Genomic DNA, 18862 nt, shown 5'->3' on the forward strand with positions numbered 1-18862 from the left:
TTTAATACCTTCATGGGCACACCGCGGCGATCGACCGCGCTGGGATATGCGCTGCTCGCGCCCAGCCTGTTCGGGGTCGTCGCGTTCTTGCTGCTGCCGATCCTGGTGGTGGTGTGGCTGAGCCTGCACCGATGGGATCTGCTGGGGCCGATCGAGTATGTCGGAGGCCAGAATTGGCGCTCGGTCCTCAGCGACTCGGCGTTCGGCAACTCACTGCTGGTGACGCTGACTTTCGTGGCGATCGTCGTCCCGGCCCAGACGGTGCTCGGGTTGGCGGTCGCGGCGTTGCTGGCGCGCGACCTGCCGGGCAGCGGTCTGTTCCGCACCCTGTACGTGCTGCCGTGGATCTGCGTGCCGTTGGCGATCGCGGTGCTGTGGCGCTGGATCCTGTCACCCACCAACGGCGCCGTCAGCACCCTGCTGGGGCATCGCATCGAATGGCTCACCGATCCCGGCCTCGCGCTGCCGGTGGTGTCCGCGGTCGTGGTCTGGACCAACGTCGGCTACGTCGCGCTGTTCTTTCTCGCCGGCATTCTCGCGATCCCCGACGAGATCCATGCTGCGGCACGCACCGACGGCGCGACGTCATGGCAGCGGTTCCGGCGCATCACGCTGCCGATGCTGCGGCCGACGCTGTTCTTCGTGTTGGTCACCGGAGTCATCAGTGCCGCACAGGTTTTCGACACGGTCTATGCGCTCACCGGCGGCGGACCCCAGGACCACACCGACCTGGTCGCGCATCGCATCTACGCGGAGGCGTTCGGGGCGGCCGCGATCGGTCGCGCCTCGGTGATGGCGGTGGTGTTGTTCGTCATCCTGGTCGGCATCACCGTCGTGCAGCACCTGTACTTCCGTCGGCGGATCAGCTATGACCTCACCTAGGAAACCGGCCGCGGTGCTGGTGTATGCGGGCCTGCTGGTGGGGGCGCTGCTCACGCTGGCGCCGTTCGCACTCGGTCTGCTGACCTCGTTCACGTCGGCGCACCAGTTCGCGACGGGCACACCGCTGGCGTGGCCGCGGCCACCGACCCTCGCAAACTACGCGGATCTGGGCGGCGCCGGGTTCGGCCGGGCACTCGCTGTGACGACGTTGATGACCGCGGTGATACTGCTCGGCCAGGTGAGTTCGTCGGTGCTGGCCGCGTACGCCTTTGCGCGGTTGCGGTTTCCGGGCCGCGACGCGCTGTTCTGGCTGTACCTCGCGACGTTGATGGTGCCGGGCAGCGTGACGGTGGTGCCGCTCTATCTGATGATGGCGCAACTGGGACTGCGTAATACGTTCTGGGCCTTGGTGTTGCCGTTCGTCTTCGGCTCCCCCTATGCGATCTTCTTGCTGCGCCAGTATTTCCGCGCGATCCCCGACGACCTGATCAACGCCGCGTATCTGGACGGTGCCAACACGCTGGATGTGATCGTGCACGTCGTGCTGCCCGCCAGCCGGCCGGTGCTGGTCACACTGATGCTCATCACCGTCGTGTCGCAATGGCATCACTTCATGTGGCCGTTGGTGATCACCAGCGGCGCCAAGTGGCAGGTGCTGACGGTGGCGACCGCGGCGCTGCAGTCGCGCTACAACGCGCAGTGGACGTTGGTGATGGCCGCGACGGTGGTTGCGATCGTGCCGCTGCTGGTGTTGTTCGTGATCTTCCAGCGACACATTGTGCGCTCGATCGTCGTCACGGGGCTCAAATGAGCCGGCCCCGCTTTTCCACCCTGTTCGCAACGGGTTTCGTGCTGCTCGCCGCGCTGCTGGTGGCCGCGGCAGTGCTGCTCGACGTCACGGCACGGCCGCCCGGCGGCAAGACGGTGGTGACCGTCCGGTTGTGGGACGAGCAGGTCGCCAGGGCCTACCGGGAATCGTTTGCGGCGTTCGGCCGCACGCATCCCGGCATCGAGGTGCACACCAACGTCGTCTCGTACGCCAACTACTTCACCACGCTGCGCACCGACGTCGCGGGCGGCAGTGCCGACGACATCTTCTGGGTGTCCGATGCCTACCTCGCCGGCTACGCCGACAGTGGTCGACTGGTCGACATCGGCAAAACCCTTGGGCCGAAAGCCTCCTCAGCGTGGGAGCGGTCGGTGGTCGAGCAGTTCACCCGCAACCACACCCTATGGGGGGTGCCCCAACTCACCGACGCCGGGATCGCGCTGTACTACAACGCGGACCTGCTCGCCGCCGCCGGAGTCGACGTTGCCGACCTGGCGGCGCTGCGCTGGAGCCCCGACACCGGCGACACGCTGCGCCCACTGCTGTCCCGGCTCACCGTCGACGCCGACGGACGACGTGCGGCCACACCGGGTTTCGACCCCGGGCGGGTGCGGCAATGGGGATACAACGCGGCCAACGACGCCCAAGGCATCTACCTGAACTACATCGGCTCGGCCGGTGGGCAGTACCAGGACGGCGATCGCTTCGCGTTCGACAACCCCGGCGCGGTCGAGGCATTCCGCTACCTGGTCACGCTGATCAACGACGACCACCTCTCGCCGCCTGCCTCGGAGACCAACGACAACGGTGACTTCTCCCGTAACCAATTCCTGGCCGGCAAGATGGCGCTCTTCCAGTCCGGCACTTACAACTTGGCGAGCGTATCCGCGCAGGCCGCCTTCCGGTGGGGTGTGGCGATGTTGCCTGCCGGCCCCAGGGGCCGGGTCAGCGTCACCAACGGTATTGCCGCTGCCGGTAATTCGGCGTCCGCGCACCCCGACGCCGTGCGCCAGGTGCTGGCCTGGCTGGGCAGCGCCGACGGCAATCGCTACATCGGGCGACGCGGCAGTGCGATCCCGGCGGTGACGTCGGCGCAGCAGGTGTACTTCGACTACTGGGCCGGCAAGGGCGTCGACGTCACACCGTTCTTCGCCGTGCTCGAGGGCCCGCGCATCGCGGCGCCCGGCGGCGCGGGATTCGCTGCGGGCAACCAGGTGATCAAGCCGTATTTCGACGAGATGTTCCTGGGCCGCGGCGACATTCCCACGACGCTGCGCAAGGCACAGGCCGCCGCCAACGCTGCCGCGCGGCGCTAGGCGACTAGGGCCGGACCGGCGGGACGTCGAACACGATAGCGGCGATGCACACGGCCACGGTGATCGAGAGCGCCAGCCAGTCCGCCGGTTTCGGCCGCGACGGCGTCGCCGAGATCTGGCCGATGCCGCCCCGCGCGGTAATGGCGTCACCCATCTCGTCGGCCCGCCGCAACGTCACCGTGAGGGCCGCAGTCAGCAGATCGACGACTTCCATCGCCCGGCGCCGGCGACGTGCACGGCGACTGTCCGCGACGCGCTTGGGCCGCAACCGCCGCGCGGCGTACAGCACCCGGAATTCGTCGATCAGCATCGGAAACGCGCGCAGCGCAAGCGCGACCGTGACGGCCCATTCGTCGATCGGGATCCGCACCAGCCGCAACGGGCGACCCAAACTGGCCACCGCAGGCGCTATTTCGGCGACATTGGTGGTCCAGGACACCATCGCGCCCAGTCCAAGCAAGACGATCGACAGCGCGGTGATCCGCAGAAAATTCAACAAACCGCCGAGTCCGATCGAGGTGCCGGCCACCCCGATCACCGGATGGCCGCCCGCCAGCGCCGCCGAGACGCCACCCAAGGCCAAAAGCAGCCACAGCCAACGCGGCACATTGGGAAGCGCACCACGCGGTATGTGCGCAAGGCGAGCCGCCGTCAGCACCAGAGCCGCGACCAGCCCGATGGTGATCCAGCCTGGACTGAAGGTCAGCAATACCGAAATGGCTAACACCGCAAGCAGTTTGGTGCCGGCCCACAGGTCGTGAATCGTCGAGGTGCCCGGTACCGGGCGCAGCAGCACAACCCCTCGGGGCGGCTTACGGGTCGGGCTCTCGTCCGGCGGGGCGGTGGTCACGTCAGCCCCCCGGTCGCCGTCGCCACCGGCTCGAGCACACCGCCGCTGAGGTCCACAGTGTTCGGGCACAGCTCGTGCATGCCGGTGTCGTCGTGGGACATCACCACGACGGTCAGCCCCTGCTCACGTCGAAGGTCTTCGAGTAGTCGCAGTAAGCCACTTTGGGTGACGGCGTCCAGCCCTGCCAGCGGCTCGTCGAGGATCAGCGCCCGCGGTGAACGGGCCAGCAGGCCCGCCAGCACGACCCGGCGCATCTGACCGCCGCTGAGCTGATCGATGCGCCGGTTCGCCAATGCGCTGTCCAGTCCCACCACGGCCAGCGCGGTAGCCACCCGGTCGCGGTCTTTGGGCGAAAAGCCGGCCGCCGAGGCGACTTCCGAGTCGACCCGGCTTCGCATCAGCTGCAGTCGCGCCGCCTGGAACGACAGCGCAACCGCGCCGACCTGTTCGTAGGTCGGTCGGCCGTCGAGCAGGCAGGTGCCCGTCGTCGGCACCGTCAGGCCGGCCAGGATCCACGCCAGCGTCGACTTGCCTGAGCCGTTGCCGCCCTGGATCAACAAGCCATCGCCTTGCTGCACCGTGAAGCTGACCTCGCGCAGCGCGGTCTTGGCCCACGGTGTGCCGCTGTCGTATTCGTGACCGACCCCGGCAACTTCGAGGACCGGCGGACCGGATTCGTGGGCCGGCAGCGGGTTCGTCACCGGGGCGGCCGTCGTCTCGACCATGCCGGTGTTGTCCCCGGATTCGCTGAGATTGATCGTGCTGTCGGCGGATTCGGCCTCGTCGCTGTAGTGCGTGATGTGGATCAGCGCCGCGCGGTGCCGGTTCTTCAGCCCGGACAGCACACCGAGTAGCGCGTCGCGCCCCTGTCGGTCGACCATGCTGGTGACCTCGTCGGCGATGAGCAGCGCGGGCTCGCGGGCCAGCGCTGCGGCGACCGCCAGCCGCTGCAGCTCACCGCCCGACAGACTGCCGGTGTCGCGGTCGGCGAGCGCATCCAGCCCGACTTCGCCGAGCAACCGGTGCACGTCGACCTTTGTTCCCGGCGGCAGACCCCAGACCACGTCGTCGGCCACCCGGGTGCCCAGGACCTGACTTTCCGGATGCTGCATGACCACGGCGGTCCCACCCAGGCGGCCCAACCCCACCGCGCCGGGACGCTCGATTGTTCCCGATGTCGGCTCCCGGCCGGCCAGCAGGAGCATCAGCGTTGTCTTGCCAGAGCCATTGGCCCCGGTGATCGCAAGATGTTCGCCGGGCGCAACGTTCAGGTTGACCGGGCGCAGCGCATCGCGGTCGGCGTGCGGGTAGCGGAAGCTGACCTGGTCCAACCGCACGGGCACCGGCCCGACCGGTGCATTGTCGAGCGGCGCGTCCAGCTTGTGCACGTCGGGGATTCCGCTCATCCGGTCCAGCACCCGCGACAATGCCCACCACCCGATCAGCGACACGATCATCAGGGAGGCGACGCCGTTGGCGAACAACAGCACCGGCCAGTAGTGCAGAGCCCGGCCGACGAACCACTGAAGTCCGCGGGCGGTCGACTCCAGACCCGGACCGATTCGCGTGCTGAGCGGGAATGGGTGGGTCACCGCGAAACGACCGAGCGAGGTCATTACCGCCGCAATCCCGTCGACGTTGGCGGTAATCGTGTCGAAGATGAGGTGCCGCAACCGCGACAGCACCGCTAACGCGCCGACCGCTGCCAGGTTGAATACCGCTCCGGCGATACAGGAGACGACCAGCACCGTCGGGGTGCCACGGCCGCGGCGTTTGACGACACCGGTCAGACCGCCGACGTAGGCGTTGTGCGCCACCGTCATCAGGCCGCCGAGTCCGGCGATCAAAAAAGCGATCAGCCCGGCAGCGACCGTCGCGGTGACCAACGCGCGGACGCGGTAACGGTAAGCCAGCAACCCCATCGGCACGGTGCCCAGCAGCGCCAGCGCACCGGCGAACGGCACGACGATCGAGATGATTGCGGTTGCCGCGCACAGGGCGGCCATGACCGATGCCTGCGCGAGCTCGCCGGGACGCAACGATCCGGAACGTCGAGTCCCGGACTCGGAGCGAGTCGCGTTCATCTGATCGATTCTGCCAGCTGTCGCGGGGTGCTTCCGCGAGCGAACCGTGGCGGGTTATGAGAATTAGCGGCAACGAAATTGCTCGATAAGTAGTCTATATAGCCTAGCTATGCAACTATATACGGATGATCTCATCCGCAACCACCGAGCCCGACGCGGCGGAGGCGGCTGTCGCCGGCCTGGGCGCGGATCTTCTCGCCGTCGTTGCGCGGCTGAACCGCTTTGCGACCCAACGAATCCAGATGCAGTTGCCGGCCGCCCAGGCCCGACTGCTGTCGACCATCGATGCCCACGGTGAAGCGCGGATCTGTGATCTGGCCGCGGTGGACCACTGCTCGCAGCCGACGATGACCACCCAGGTGCGACGGCTCGAAGACGCCGGCCTGGTCACCCGTACGGTCGACCCCGGCGACGCCCGCGCGGTCCGCATTCAGATCACTGCACAAGGTTTGCAAACTCTTAACCGAGTCCGCGCCGACCGGGCCCGCGCGATCGAGCCGCAACTGGCCAGGCTGAAGGCCGCAGACCGGCAGACGCTGGTCAACGCGGTGACCGTGCTGCGCGGCGTGCTCGACGATTCGGCACCCGCCCCGCGCCCAAGCGCGTCTCGCTAGCCGCTTCGCGGCGGCACACAGCCGGCACCGACGTCCCTCGATCGGTGCTCGGCGCATCATGGCGAGTGGACAAGCGTCGTGCGACTCCAAGATGATGGGCGCGAAAGGGGGTGACCATGCCGACCGATGGGTCGTTCGGTCCACCCCTCATCGTTTGGCTCGGCCCTCGTCGATATGTCTTCCCCGCCGGCCGGGACGTCACCGTCGGTCATGACGACGCTGCCGACATCCGCCTCGACGGCGCATTCGCGTCGACGCAGGTCGTGCTTCACCACAGCGGCGGTCAGTGGCTCGCCGTCGACCGCGGCGAAGCCGGGATCTACGTCAACGGGGTGCGGATGTCGACGGTCTTCATCCACGACGGCCGCCGGATCACCCTCGGCGATCCCCAGCACGGGCCGCTGTTGATCTTCCAACTCGGCGTTCCGCCGCCTCCACCACGACCCGCGCCGCCGCCACGCCCAGTCACGTTCGCGCCGCCACCAGCGCCGCCGCCCCCGCCGCGGCCGGTCCGACACCCGTGGCCGCCCGTCCCTGCTCCACCGCCGGGCCCCCCACCCTGGGCACCCCCACCGCCTCCGCCACCGCTCGCGTCGCCACCGCCTGCGCCGGCCTCGCCGGCCGCTCCGCACACCCGGACCGCAGCCGTCCAGCGGCTCACCGGTGCAGCACGAAAACTGTTGCCACAGAAGCCCGAAGCTCGTTCTCACGAAGTCGCACCCACGGCGTCACTTCCACAAGCGGATCACCAGGACACGATCATCCAGCGGTTCGCCGATACAACGCGAAAGCTGTTGCTGGAGAAGGCGAAAGACCAGCCTGGCGAGGCCGCGCCCACCGCGCCGCCGCCGCAACCGGCCAGCGAGGCCCCCAAGCCCGCCGCCATCGACGGTCCGCTGGAAGTGCGCCGGGTGCGATTCAGTGTCGACGGCGACCAGGCGCTGGCCGACGTCTCCTTTACCACGGCGCCCGGCACCCTCACCGCGGTCATCGGCCTCTCCGAGGCGAGCACCGCCGCGCTGGCCGACGTGCTGGGCGGCGCGGCGCAACCAAGCGTCGGCACAGTCGAATTCGGCGGTCACCAGGTCTCAGCCGATAACGTGCGACCCCGCGTCGCCGTGGTGCCGCGTCACGACCTATTGCACCCGCAACTGACCGTGGAACAGGCGTTGCGCTACGCCGCCGAATTACGTTTCACACCAAGCACTTCCACCGAACGCCGCAACGAGGTGGTGCGCTCCGCGCTGGACGACATGGACCTTAGTTCGCTGCGCACCGTCCAGCTGAAGAAACTCCCCGCCGAGCAGCGCAAGCGAGCATCGCTGGCGGTGGAATTGCTGACCAGTCCGACGTTGCTAGTCCTCGACGAGCCCACCGCCGGACTGGAACCGGAAGCGCAGCAACAGTTACGGGCGACGTTGCGACGGCTCGCCGACGACGGGCGTGTCGTCGTGGTCGCCACCAGCTCGCCGGCCGACCTCGACGGGTGCGATCAAGTGCTGATCCTCACGCCGACGGGCATTCCGGTGTTCGCCGGACCGCCGTCTCAGATCGACACGGAGTTGGGGACCAGCGACTGGACCGAGATCGTCGCGCGCGTCAGCGCCGATCCGTATGGCGCACATGACGAGTACCTCGCTCGTCAGCAAGGGGAGCCGGAAGCACAGCCCACGACGCAGGCCGCCGGGGGGCCGAACCCACCGATCTATCCGAATCTGTGGCAACAGATCCGGATCGCCACCCGTCGGCAGCTGTGGCTGTTGATCGCCGACCAGCGATACCTGATTTTCCTGGCGATCCTGCCGTTGCTCTTCGGCGCGGTCGCGCTCCTGGTGCCCGGAGACGCCGGTCTGGGCCCGGCCAGCCCGTACGGCAACAGCCCCGACGAGGCCGTGGAGATTCTCGCCGTGCTCAATATCGGTGCGGTAGTGATGGGAACGGCGCTCGGCATCCGCGACCTCTTCGGTGAGCGCCGCATCTTCCGCCGCGAACAGGCCCACGGCCTGTCGGCGTCAGCGTTCGTGACCGCCAAGGCCGCCGTCTACGGCCTGGTCGCCGTCGCGCAGGCCGGCATCATCACCGTCGCCGCCGCCGTCGGCAAGGGCGCGCCGACGCAGGGCGCGGTGCTACTCGGCAACGCGACGTTCGAATTGTTTGTGATACTGGCCGTCACCACGATCGTCTCGGCGATGGTCGCGCTCGCGCTCTCGGCGGCGGCGTCCTATGCCGAGCAGATCCTGCTGACCGCCGTGCTTATCGTGTTGGCCTCGCTGGTGTTCGCCGGGGCGCTGTTCCCGGTCGGCGGCCGGTTCGGCCTGGAGCAGCTCGCGTGGTTTGTGCCGGCCCGGTGGAGTTTCGCCGCGCTGGCCTCGACCGTCGATGTGCACGCCGTCAATCTGCTTGCCGCCGGCGATGATTCGTGGCGACACGCATCCGGCGCGTGGCTGCTCGACATGGGCATGCTGATCGGGTTGGGCGTAGTCGCCACCGCAGCACTGCGCTGGTGGTTGCGGCGGCCGTCCCGTCGCTCAGCGGCAGCGGAGATCAGCCAGAGGCCGTGACCTCATTCCAGAGCGCTTTGTAGCACAGCGCCGCGGCGCTGTCCGGCGCGAAAGCCGTTACCGGCGCCCGTCGTTCGGCCATCTGCTCGATGATCGACAGCGCAGGGATTGCGGAGGCCAGGATCCCGGACCGCTCGGCGGACAGCTGCTGTACGAGTTCACGGTGCAGCCGCTTGCGTTGGTCGACCATCGAGAAGAACGCGCGGACTTGCGGACGGCGGCCCTCGAAATCGCTGACGAAGTCTGTCAATTGGTCGAAGGTGCGAACCGACAACGTCGCCGGGATCATCGGCACCAGCAGCGTGTCGACGGCATGCAGCACGTTTTCCGACAGCAACGAGATGCTCGGCGGGCAATCGAGGAACACCACGTCGTACTGCCCGTCGAGCGGTCGCAGCAACTGACGCACCCGTCGCGTCGGCCGCTTCGTCTCGTCGAGCTGCAGATCGAGGTTGCGGTAGCGGAAGTCGGCCGGCACCAGGTCCAGCCCGTCGAAGTCGGTGGCTTTGATCGCGTCGTCGAGTGATCGCGTGCCGTCGACCAGTGCCCGTCCGCCACCCTTCACCCGGGGCCGCACCCGGAAGAAGTACGTGGCGGCGCCCTGCGGGTCGAGGTCCCACAGCAGCACGTTGTAGCCGCTGGTCGCCGCCAGGTGCGCCAGGTTGACCGCGGCCGACGTCTTGCCGACACCGCCCTTGATGTTGTACGTCGCATACACCTTCATCAGCGCACCAGAGCCTTCACCAGGGAACGGGTCGCGTCAGCCAGGAACGGCTCCAACCGGCCGGCCAGCGCGGCCCGCGCAGTGCGCTGATGCACGTCGAGTTGGGCGGCCAACTCCCCCATCGCCAAAACCGTCGCCGGCGGCGCCGCCTGCTGTTCCATCATCGCCGCGGCGAATTCGTGAATGGCCTCGCGCTGCACCTCGCCGTCCTGGAAATCGCCCAGCACGTCCTGCAACGCTTTGAGTTCTTTGAGCAGCCGGCGGTGCGGGGCGCGGGCGCATACCGGCCGGAACACCTCGAGCAGGTAGCGCAGTTCCTTGCAGCGCTTGCGCAGTGCGTGCACGTCGTCGCTGGGCGAGTCGGCGTTGATGCGCTTTCCACGCCGGGCCGCGTTGCGGTAGGCCCGCCCGATCCGTTGGCGAGCCAACGCCGAAACCGTCGGGTCGGCATCGGCGTCGGCGGCCACCTGCGCCAGCGCGCCACGCCACTCGGACATCAGCTCGTGAAAGCGCCGCGACCGCAGCCCGCGCACCAGACGACGACGTTCGGCCGCGCGGTGCCGCACCAGAAACGACCGGAACGGATCGAGCTGACTCGGGTCGGCCGAGGTCAGCCGGCCCGCCATGGTGTCCAGTTCGAGCAGGTACACATCCAGATCGCGGACGGGCGTGGTCAGATCTCCCAGCCACTTGAATTCCGGGCTGAACCGCTCGGCCAGACCTCCCGGCAGCACGTCGCCGGCCAGCTTGAGAATCGAGCGGGTGCGTCGCACCGCGACTCGTAGGTCGTGCAGGAACTCGGTGTCGATCGCCGCGATCGTGCCCGGCACGTTGTCTTCGATGGCCACCGCGAACCGATCGAGCATTTCGGCAATCGCCACTGCCGCAGACATTTCCGGACGCAGCGACTCCGCGTCGTCGGCCTGCCTCGCCGGCCTGCGAGTCGCACTGGACAGGGCCAGGTCATACGGCGTCGTCGTGACCGCGGTGAAGCCGTCCACGCCCGCCAACAACTGGGCGATGCGATCACCGGCGTCGTCGTAGCCACGTAGCGGCTGGATCCGCAGCTGGCCGGCGCCGTCCTCGACGCTCTCGCTCACCAGTCGGGCGACGGTTTTCTCATCGGAGTTGAGCACCCGGCTCTCCCGGGTCAGGCACCGCACCGTGACGACGGGCAGCAGCGCGCGCAGCGCGACGATCGGAGTGAGCGCATCGCGCAGCCGCCCGTCGGGCAGCGTGTGGCAATGAGCCGGCCACTTCACCCCCGCGCGCGGGGCCTGCAGCCGCGTCCCGTCCGGAAACTCCAAGATCAACGGCCCGTCGTCGACGAATTCCAAGGAGAAGCCGGCGGAGTGCAGCCGCCAATCGAATGTGTCCAACCAGGTGTGCGTCGTCTCACTTTGCGGTCCGGAGGCCAGGCTGAAGGTGGGCTGCAAAGCCGATTCGACGACATCCCATTCGACCGCGCCCTGCTTGCCGAAAGCACGGGGACGCTTACCCATCACTCACCTTCCACTGGCCGCATGGCCGCGACCGCGCGACAGATGCGGACAGATGATAGCCGTAACGGATGAACAGCCCGCGGTTTCACAAGCGCCACGGCAACACGATCACTATCGGTTACCGTCGGGTATGACCACCACTGCGGAACACTTGCGCAACTCTCTCGACGGACGTTGGCGCGACGTGAAGAACCAGATGCGGCAGCGGCTGACCGACGAGATCTTCCGCCCGCACTACACCCCGAACACCGTGATCGCCCGCACCAAGGTCGCCGAGCAGATGAGCATCATGGCCGCCGCGGGTGCCGCCGACGACGGTTTCCGCAAAGAGCACGGTGGCAATGGCAACGTCGGGGCCGCGGTCACGATGATCGAGATGCTGGCGATGTCGGACCTGTCACTGATGGTCAAGGCCGGCGTGCAGTGGGGCCTGTTCGGCGGGGCCGTGGAGAACCTCGGCACCGAGCGCCACCACGAGGCGTACGTACCCAAGATCATCAACCTCGAACTGCGCGGCTGTTTCGCGATGACAGAGACCGGACACGGCAGCGATGTCCAGTCGCTGGAGACGACCGCGACCTACGACGCGGCCACCGAGGAGTTCGTGATCCACTCGGAGACGCCGAACGCGCGCAAGGACTACATCGGCGGCGCCGCCGAGACCGCCACCGTCGCAGCGGTATTCGCGCAACTGATCACAACCGAGAACGGCGAGCAGGTCAACCACGGGGTGCACTGCTTCCTGGTCCCGATCCGGGACGATGAGGGCAACGACCTGCCCGGTGTGACGACTTCGGACTGTCAGTACAAGGGCGGCCTGCCGGGTGTCGACAACGGTCGCCTGGTGTTCGACCACGTCCGCGTTCCGCGGGTCAACCTGCTCAACAAATACGGTGACGTGGCGGCCGACGGCACCTACAGCTCGCCGATCGAGAACGCCAACCGCCGCTTCTTCACGATGATCGGCACCCTGATCCGCGGGCGGGTCACCGTCGGCGGGAGTGCGGGTAACGCCGCGCGGGTGGCCCTGGACATCGCGACCCGGTATGCCTTGCAGCGCAAGCAGTTCACCGCACCGGACGACGACGGCGAAGTGCTGATCATGGACTATCTGGTGCATCAGCGACGGCTGTTCCCGTTGATCGCCAAGTCGTATGCGTTGCAGTTCGCCCAGAACGAGCTGGTGTCCAAGTGCCACGACCTACAGACCGCCGACTCACCCGACGCCGAGGAGCAGCGTGAGTTGGAGTCTCGGGCGGCCGGCCTGAAAGCCGCGAACACCTGGCACGCGTCCACCGCCATCCAAGAGGCCCGTGAAGCATGCGGCGGCGCCGGCTATTTGGCGGACAACCGGTTGATCGCGCTGCGCGCCGACACCGACGTGTTCACCACCTTCGAGGGTGACAACCATGTGTTGACCCAGCTGGTGGCCAAGGAACTGCTGACCGCGTACGCCGACGACATCAAAGGCATGAGCCCCGTGGAGTGGGTACGGTTCGCGGCGAACTTCGCCGGCGAGCGGGTGCTCAAACGCACTGCGGCCGAGACGATCATCCAAACGATCATCGACGCGCGACAGGACAACGAAGAAGAGGGCAGCCTGTTCAACCGCGGCACCCAGGTGCAGATGCTCGAGGACCGCGAGCAGTACATCATCGCCTCAGTCGCGCGCCGGCTGCAGGCCAAGTCGAAAGAGATGTCCGCGTTCGACGCGTTCAACTCCGTGCAGGATCACGTGCTGCACGCCGCCAGGGCACACATCGACCGAGTTGTGTTGGAGGCGTTCGTCGCCGGCATCGACGCCTGCGAGGACGACGAGGCCCGCGAGATCCTCGGTCTGGTCTGCGACCTCTATGCGCTGACGGTGATCGAGGACGACAAGGCGTGGTACGTCGAGCATCGTTTCCTGTCCACCGAGCGCGCCAAGGCGGTCACCCGCGGCATCAACGACCGGTGCCGGTTGCTGCGGCCGTACGCCGAAACCCTGGTGGACGGCTTCGGGATTCCCGAGCCGCTGCGCTACGCCGACATGCTGCATCCGGAGAAGCTGCCCGAGCCCGGCGCCGCCGGTGACGGATCTACTGATTCGGCACTTGTCCACGGGTGACGAATTTCCCGCCGGGGCCAATCACAGCGAGATTCACGACGATTCAAAGGCCCGCAGCAACGCGATGACGGGGTATGCGAACCAGAACCTGTTCGCTATCACCGGAGTTGATCATGACCGCCGCCATCACCTCGACCGAGTTGCGCGACCGCCTCGCCTCGCAGAAGCCGCCATGGATTCTCGACGTGCGCACCCCCGCCGAGTTCGAGACCGCGCACATCGACGGGTCCTACAACGTGCCGCTCGATGTGCTCAACGACCACGGCTCTCAGGTCGCCGAACACCTCGACCAGAGCCAGGACATCGTGCTGGTCTGCCGGTCAGGTCAACGCGCCGGCCAGGCCGCCGAGCTTCTGCAGAGCGCCGGCGTGTTCGGCGGGACGGTCCTGGAAAACGGGATCGCCGATTGGGAAGGCCGGGGGTTCGACGTCAACCGTGGCGTCCAGCGATGGGAGCTGGAGCGGCAGGTTCGCCTCGTCGCCGGCTCGATTGTGCTGTCGTCGGTGCTCGGCAGCGTCGCATTCCCGCGACTCAAATGGCTGGCCGCGGCGATCGGCGGCGGTCTGACCTACGCCGCCATCTCCAACACCTGCGCGATGGGCACCGCATTGTCGAAGCTGCCGTACAACCGCGGGGCGACCTCGGACGCTCAGACGGTCCTGTCGCGGCTCGCGGCGCCCTCGAGCGGCGGCCGTTAAAATCACCGCAAGTCTTGCCCGGACCTCCCCTGCGGCAGGATCGACGGGTAGTCGATGCCCTGACGAGATAGGCTTTAGCCCATGAATCCGAACCCGGACTACGACGCCAGCGACGAGCTGGAGTACGGCATCGCGTCCTACGCGTGGCTGCTCCGGGGCGTCTACCCGCCGCCGTCCTACGCGCCCGACCTCGGTAACGCCGGCGGATAGCTACTGCGGGGGCGGCACGTAGCTGCCCGCCGAGTTGCGCAACTGCCAGAGCTGGGCGGGGCAATAGATGTTCACCGCGTTCGAGATCAGATAGTTGGCTGAGTACTCGTCGTTGGGTTGGACATCCCTTTTCACATCACCGATAACTTGCGCGTAGCTGATGCCGCCGGTGATCTTGCCGCAGATCCCGTGCGCGTAGCTGATGGCGTCGGCCGTGTTCGCGAAGCTGTATTGCTTGCGCACCGTGGTGTCGTAGATGAACTCGATGTCGGGCGCCGGCACGGCGTGCGCCGCCGGCGCCGGGCCGCCGAGCAGGACCGCGACAATCAGGGGCGCCAGCCATATTCCGCGCTTCATGACGGCTGCCCGTAAACGGCGACCAGCACGCTGCGGTCGACGCTGTTCTCCGACCACACCCCGATCTGGGTGTTGGCGCAGTTCGACATGATCGCCATGTAGTCGGGGCGGTAATACCAATTACCCATCACGTCAAGGTCATTGATCGCCAATGAGTTGTTGATCGCCACGGTCTCGGCCACCGTGCCGCGGTAGCCCGCGTCGCGGGCCCGGTCCTGCACGGTCGACCCGTCCGACCCGTTGTCGGCGTCGAGACTTCGGTTGTTGAGCACGTCGACGGTGTGGCGCTGAGCGGCGGCCTCCAGTTGCGGGTTTTTCTTCAGCTTGGTGGTGCAGCCGTGCTGCGCCTTGATGGTGTCGACGTTGACCACGATGCCGTTGTTGAGCCGGTCGTTGTTCCCGGGAACCCCGGGGGCGGCCGATGCGATCACGCCGGGTGCGACGAGCCCGCCCACCAGCGGTATCGACACGGTCTGTACGAGGCGGCGAACGTGCTTGTCAGTCATGGCATCTCATCCTGCGGCTAGCGAATGTTCGCGGCCAGATCGGCGGACATGGCTGCCAGTTGCCGTCCCCACGTCGGCCAGTCGTTGCCGCCGCCTCGGCCCAGATCGAAGTGGCCGTTGGTGCCACCGACATCGCGGTAGTGCGAATAGAACTGCGCGTTGGTCCCTTGCGAGATGTCGCCGAAACCGGCCATCGCGCCCTGATCGGTCGGCGCGCCGCTGCCCGGACTATAAACCCAGAGTCGGGCATCGTTGTCCACCAACTGCTGGATGTTCTGGTTTGGTGAATGCCATTTCCAGCGCCCCAATTGCGGTGCGCCCCACATGCGATCGCTGTCCGCGCCGCCTTGTCGGAGTGCGGCGGTGATCGTCCCGTCCACGCCGGCGCGTTCGGGCGTCAGAAATCCCGACAGCGATCCGGCGTAGTGGAAGCGGTCAGGGTGAAAAGTCACCAGCGCCGCCGCCGCGTATCCGCCTTGGGAGACTCCAACGACGCCATGTCGGCCGGGTGCCAGACCCTTGTTGGCGGCCAGCCAGTCCGGCAACTCGGTGGACAGGAAGGTCTCCCACTGCTTGCTGCCGTCCTGCTCCCAGTTGGTGTACATGCTGTAGGCGCCACCGGCTGGGGCGACGATCGAAATCCCTTTGCCTGCAAGGGCGTTGAATCCGTTACCCGCCGTCACCCAATTGCTGACGTCGGGGGCGGCGTTGAACCCGTCCAACAAGTACGCCGCATGCGGGCCACCGGCCAGGAAGGCCACCGGAATGTCGCGACCCATCGACGGCGACGGCACCATCAGGCTCTCGAAGCCGGCGGCCTTCGTGATGCCCGTCGAACCCGAGATCGCCGTCGCCGCACACCATCCGACCGTCAGCGCGATGGCGGACAGCCGCCGGAATATCGTCAGGACACTCGTCATCTCCGCCTCACTTGCCTATACCGGGTCGAACTGCGAAATGAGCCATCGGCCGTCGATCTTCTCGAGACTGACGCGCACACTGGACGTGCTCTGAGTCGGCGCGTCGTTGCCGATGGTGGTGGTCTGGTCGACGAAAACCAATACCACCGCGTGCTTTCCGGTGGCCGACACCGACGCCGCCGCGGGCACGGTCGCCACCGCCGAAATGTGCTGTTGTTTGGCCCCAGGCGCAACGACGTCGTTGACCAGCTGCGTGTACTGCTGACGGAACGGCTCGGCGAGCCGATCCGCGGCGGCCTTCAAATCTTTGTCAACGGTCTCCGGCTTGTACGACAGGATCGCGATCGTGCTGTCGCTGGCGGCGCGTATCGACTGGTCTGCCGCCGCCGCGGATGCCCGCGCCGTGCCGTCGAGCCATTTCAGGTAGCCGACGCCAAGAGCCAGGATCAACGCCAACGCGGCAATGACCGCCACCAGCACACCGCGCCGCGAGGACCGCGCACCGCTTTCGGCCGGCGCCTCGTCGGCCTCCTCGGCTTCCTCGGCGTCGGGCAGATCGGCCTCGTCGGCGACCGGGTCATTGTCATCGGACAACGCGGTGTCCTCCTCCACGGTGAGGGCGGTTCGTCTGCTCACGGGACGAACTCGACATTCGACACCTTCGCGCTGTCCCCTGTCTTGTCGACAGTAAGTCGCATCCGCCAGTGGCGCGGCTCCTGGTCTGCCGGTGCCGCACCCATCGACGTTTTGACCGATACCGCGACGAGTACCTGCGCTTGGCCATGGGTGTAGGAGAGCAGCCCCGCCTCGGCGATGGTGCCTTCGGATTTCGACTGCACCTTCTTGACGACCTCGACGAACGGCTGCGAACGGTTCTGGAACTCGTCGTGAAAGGCGCCGGTGGCCGAATCCAGCACCCGTTTGATGTCGGCGTCGACCTCCGTGTAGCTGATCGTGGTCAGGTTGATCGCGGTCTGCCGTGCGACTTGCACGTAGAGGCTGCGCTGAGCCTGCACCTGGCGGTCCTGGTGCACGCGGTACCCCAGCCATCCTCCCAAGCCGACCAGCGCCAGGATGATGGCGACTCCGACAGCGACCGGCATGTGAATGCGCGAAATCCAAGCCGGCACACGCTTTTTCGTCCCCGGTTTCGCGCCGGGCTCGGCGTCGAGTTCATCGGCGCCTTCGGCTTCAGGGTCTACTGGTTCGACTTCTTCGGAACCATCATGTCCTGCCATGTCTTGCCTTTCGGTGCTAAAGCCAGGTCGGAATCGCTGTAGTGGCGGCCGTCCGGCCCGACGTAATTGCCGGTCAAAGGATCGTAGGGAACCGCAACCGGCGGCTTCGCCGGCGCTTCCGGGGGCGGGTGCCAGTGCTCGCCCGGCGAATACGGTGGCCCGCCCTTCGGGAACTGCGGCACACTCTGGCCGCTCAACGTCGCGTTCGGATCGCCCTTCCAGAACAAGCCGTCGTTGAGCGGGACGTACTCCTCGTCGCTTTCGCACATCTCGACGGTCGGTGCGCGCTTGCCCGGCTTGGTCTCGCACGGAACGTTACGGACTCCTCGGACGTTCATGTCGGAGTTCTGCGGGATACGGCAGTACAACTCGCCGTTCGTCCGGTCGGGATAGTCCTGGCTTACCGGTATGCGCTGCTGCTGCACCGGTAGGAACCCGGCGTTGCACGGCGGCGGCGAGTTCAGGTTCAGATTGAAGTCGAGATAGATGCCCTTGTAGTCCATCTTGGCAACCCGGTCCGGCACGATGATCGACGACATCACCGCGGTACCCTGCGGGAACATGACCAACAGCTGCTCGAGGTCGTTGCGGTAATTCACCGCGATGGTGCCCAGACTGACCAGATTCGACAGCAGCACCGGCAACGTCGGCGCCAGCCGGTCGAACAACGCGGTGCCTTCGTCGAGCGCCGGGCCGGCATTGTTGAGCAAGTCCGCCAGCCTGCCGTCCTGTGCCTTCACCTGACTGGTGATGGCGTTCACCCGCTGCGCCCACGTCGCGATCGAATCCGAGGTTCGCAGCTGCGAACTGGCAACCGGTGGGAACTCGTCGATCAGTCGGGAGAACGAGTCGGTGGTCTTGCCGGCATCGATCGCCAACGCCGTGCCGCCGTCGACCAGCCGGGACAGTTCCGGCCCTAGGCCCGCAACGGCTTTGGCGGCTTCATCGACGACGGTGCGCAGGTTGTCCTGCGGGATCACTGCGAGTGCCTTGTTGGTGGTGTCCAGCAGGGAGCCGATGTCGACCGGGACCTGCGTCTTGCCGACCGGGATCACGTCGCCGTCGCGCAATTTCGGGCCGGTGTCCTGCACTGTGCCGGAATGCGGTGTCAGCTCGAGGAATTGCTCGCCGATCGCCGAGCGGCTGTGCACCGCGGCAGTCACGTCCGACGGAATCGCGATGTCGGATTTCAGCGAGAGGACGGCGCGCACGCCGTTCTGGGTGACGTCGACCGTCTTGACACTGCCGACCTCGCTGCCGCGATAGGTGACCACCGAGGTCGGATACAACCCGCCGGAGGCGGGCAGGTCAACCTTGACGACGTAACGGCCAACGCCAAGCAGCGCAGGGACTTTGATGAAGCCGAATGCCATCACGCCGATGGACAGAACGGTGATCGACGCCAGGATGGCCAACTGTGTCCACACCCGTCGGGACAGGCGCAGCGAACTCGAAAGAGCCATG

17 protein-coding genes and 1 pseudogene are annotated in these 18862 nt (G+C 67.0%); 8 read left to right on the forward strand and 10 right to left on the reverse strand.

What is annotated here, in order from left to right; translation table 11 throughout:
* Positions 1–12 precede the first annotated feature (12 nt).
* From G6N27_RS06795 to G6N27_RS06805, 3 genes are read left to right on the forward strand one after another with little or no spacing between them, the layout of a single operon-like run.
* On the forward strand, positions 13–882 hold the full coding sequence (locus G6N27_RS06795; RefSeq protein ID WP_163775646.1) for a carbohydrate ABC transporter permease: 870 nt from the start codon (positions 13–15) through the stop codon (positions 880–882).
* The gene (locus G6N27_RS06800) at positions 869–1693 is read left to right on the forward strand and encodes a carbohydrate ABC transporter permease (RefSeq protein WP_163775647.1); all 825 of its coding nucleotides are present in this window, start codon (positions 869–871) and stop codon (positions 1691–1693) included. Before G6N27_RS06795 ends, G6N27_RS06800 begins: the two co-directional genes overlap by 14 nt.
* The gene (locus G6N27_RS06805; protein ID WP_163775648.1) at positions 1690–3027 is read left to right on the forward strand and encodes an ABC transporter substrate-binding protein; all 1338 of its coding nucleotides are present in this window, start codon (positions 1690–1692) and stop codon (positions 3025–3027) included. Before G6N27_RS06800 ends, G6N27_RS06805 begins: the two co-directional genes overlap by 4 nt.
* Before the next feature lie 4 nt (positions 3028–3031).
* Here G6N27_RS06805 and G6N27_RS06810 read toward each other — a convergent pair whose 3' ends face one another.
* Together G6N27_RS06810 and G6N27_RS06815 are read right to left on the reverse strand one after the other, a co-directional pair.
* Positions 3032–3877: an energy-coupling factor transporter transmembrane component T family protein gene (locus G6N27_RS06810; protein WP_232064906.1), complete on the reverse strand. Its 846-nt coding sequence runs from the start codon at positions 3875–3877 to the stop codon at positions 3032–3034.
* Complete coding sequence (locus tag G6N27_RS06815) at positions 3874–5961, reverse strand: ATP-binding cassette domain-containing protein (RefSeq protein ID WP_163775649.1); 2088 nt, start codon at positions 5959–5961, stop codon at positions 3874–3876. Before G6N27_RS06815 ends, G6N27_RS06810 begins: the two co-directional genes overlap by 4 nt.
* 125 nt (positions 5962–6086) lie before the next feature.
* On the opposite strand from G6N27_RS06815, the gene G6N27_RS06820 reads away from it, so the two are divergent.
* Entirely contained in the window at positions 6087–6575 is a 489-nt protein-coding gene (locus G6N27_RS06820; protein WP_163775650.1) for a MarR family winged helix-turn-helix transcriptional regulator, read from the forward strand.
* A gap of 116 nt (positions 6576–6691) precedes the next feature.
* Positions 6692–9136 carry an ATP-binding cassette domain-containing protein gene (locus tag G6N27_RS06825; protein ID WP_163775651.1) on the forward strand — a complete coding sequence of 815 codons (2445 nt, stop codon included), beginning with the start codon at positions 6692–6694 and terminating at the stop codon, positions 9134–9136.
* On the opposite strand, the gene G6N27_RS06830 is transcribed toward G6N27_RS06825, so the two are convergent.
* Both G6N27_RS06830 and G6N27_RS06835 read right to left on the reverse strand, forming a co-directional pair.
* Positions 9120–9860, reverse strand: coding sequence for a ParA family protein (locus tag G6N27_RS06830; RefSeq protein ID WP_163775652.1), 741 nt, complete (start codon positions 9858–9860; stop codon positions 9120–9122). The two genes, G6N27_RS06825 and G6N27_RS06830, sit on opposite strands and share 17 nt — an antisense overlap.
* On the reverse strand, positions 9860–11362 hold the full coding sequence (locus G6N27_RS06835) for a CYTH and CHAD domain-containing protein (RefSeq protein ID WP_163775653.1): 1503 nt from the start codon (positions 11360–11362) through the stop codon (positions 9860–9862). The genes G6N27_RS06830 and G6N27_RS06835 overlap by 1 nt, the downstream gene beginning before the upstream one ends.
* A 130-nt stretch (positions 11363–11492) precedes the next feature.
* Here G6N27_RS06835 and G6N27_RS06840 point away from each other — a divergent pair, with 130 nt between their 5' ends.
* The 3 genes and pseudogenes from G6N27_RS06840 to G6N27_RS25220 form a co-directional block, all read left to right on the forward strand.
* Complete coding sequence (locus tag G6N27_RS06840) at positions 11493–13469, forward strand: acyl-CoA dehydrogenase family protein (protein WP_163775654.1); 1977 nt, start codon at positions 11493–11495, stop codon at positions 13467–13469.
* Positions 13470–13582: 113 nt separating this feature from the next.
* Positions 13583–14167: a rhodanese-like domain-containing protein gene (locus G6N27_RS06845; protein ID WP_163775655.1), complete on the forward strand. Its 585-nt coding sequence runs from the start codon at positions 13583–13585 to the stop codon at positions 14165–14167.
* Between the two features lie 78 nt (positions 14168–14245).
* Positions 14246–14377: pseudogene (locus G6N27_RS25220) on the forward strand (hypothetical protein); the annotation flags it as partial.
* On the opposite strand, the gene G6N27_RS06855 reads toward G6N27_RS25220, so the two are convergent.
* The 6 genes from G6N27_RS06855 to G6N27_RS06880 are packed head-to-tail and all read right to left on the reverse strand — an operon-like array spanning position 14378 to position 18861.
* The gene (locus tag G6N27_RS06855) at positions 14378–14734 is read right to left on the reverse strand and encodes a DUF732 domain-containing protein (protein WP_163775657.1); all 357 of its coding nucleotides are present in this window, start codon (positions 14732–14734) and stop codon (positions 14378–14380) included. It abuts the pseudogene before it with no gap.
* Positions 14731–15240, reverse strand: a complete 510-nt coding sequence (locus tag G6N27_RS06860; protein WP_163775658.1) for a CAP domain-containing protein — start codon at positions 15238–15240, stop codon at positions 14731–14733. The genes G6N27_RS06855 and G6N27_RS06860 overlap by 4 nt, the downstream gene beginning before the upstream one ends.
* Before the next feature lie 17 nt (positions 15241–15257).
* On the reverse strand, positions 15258–16160 hold the full coding sequence (locus tag G6N27_RS06865; protein ID WP_163775659.1) for an alpha/beta hydrolase-fold protein: 903 nt from the start codon (positions 16158–16160) through the stop codon (positions 15258–15260).
* 15 nt (positions 16161–16175) lie between these two features.
* Positions 16176–16796, reverse strand: coding sequence for a hypothetical protein (locus tag G6N27_RS06870; RefSeq protein WP_163775660.1), 621 nt, complete (start codon positions 16794–16796; stop codon positions 16176–16178).
* Positions 16793–17398, reverse strand: coding sequence for a tetratricopeptide repeat protein (locus G6N27_RS06875; protein ID WP_163775661.1), 606 nt, complete (start codon positions 17396–17398; stop codon positions 16793–16795). The genes G6N27_RS06870 and G6N27_RS06875 overlap by 4 nt, the downstream gene beginning before the upstream one ends.
* On the reverse strand, positions 17359–18861 hold the full coding sequence (locus G6N27_RS06880; protein WP_163775662.1) for an MCE family protein: 1503 nt from the start codon (positions 18859–18861) through the stop codon (positions 17359–17361). The genes G6N27_RS06875 and G6N27_RS06880 overlap by 40 nt, the downstream gene beginning before the upstream one ends.
* Between the last annotated feature and the right edge of the window lies 1 nt (position 18862).

Origin of the sequence: Mycobacterium cookii, from assembly GCF_010727945.1 — a bacterium.
Lineage (GTDB): Bacteria > Actinomycetota > Actinomycetes > Mycobacteriales > Mycobacteriaceae > Mycobacterium > Mycobacterium cookii.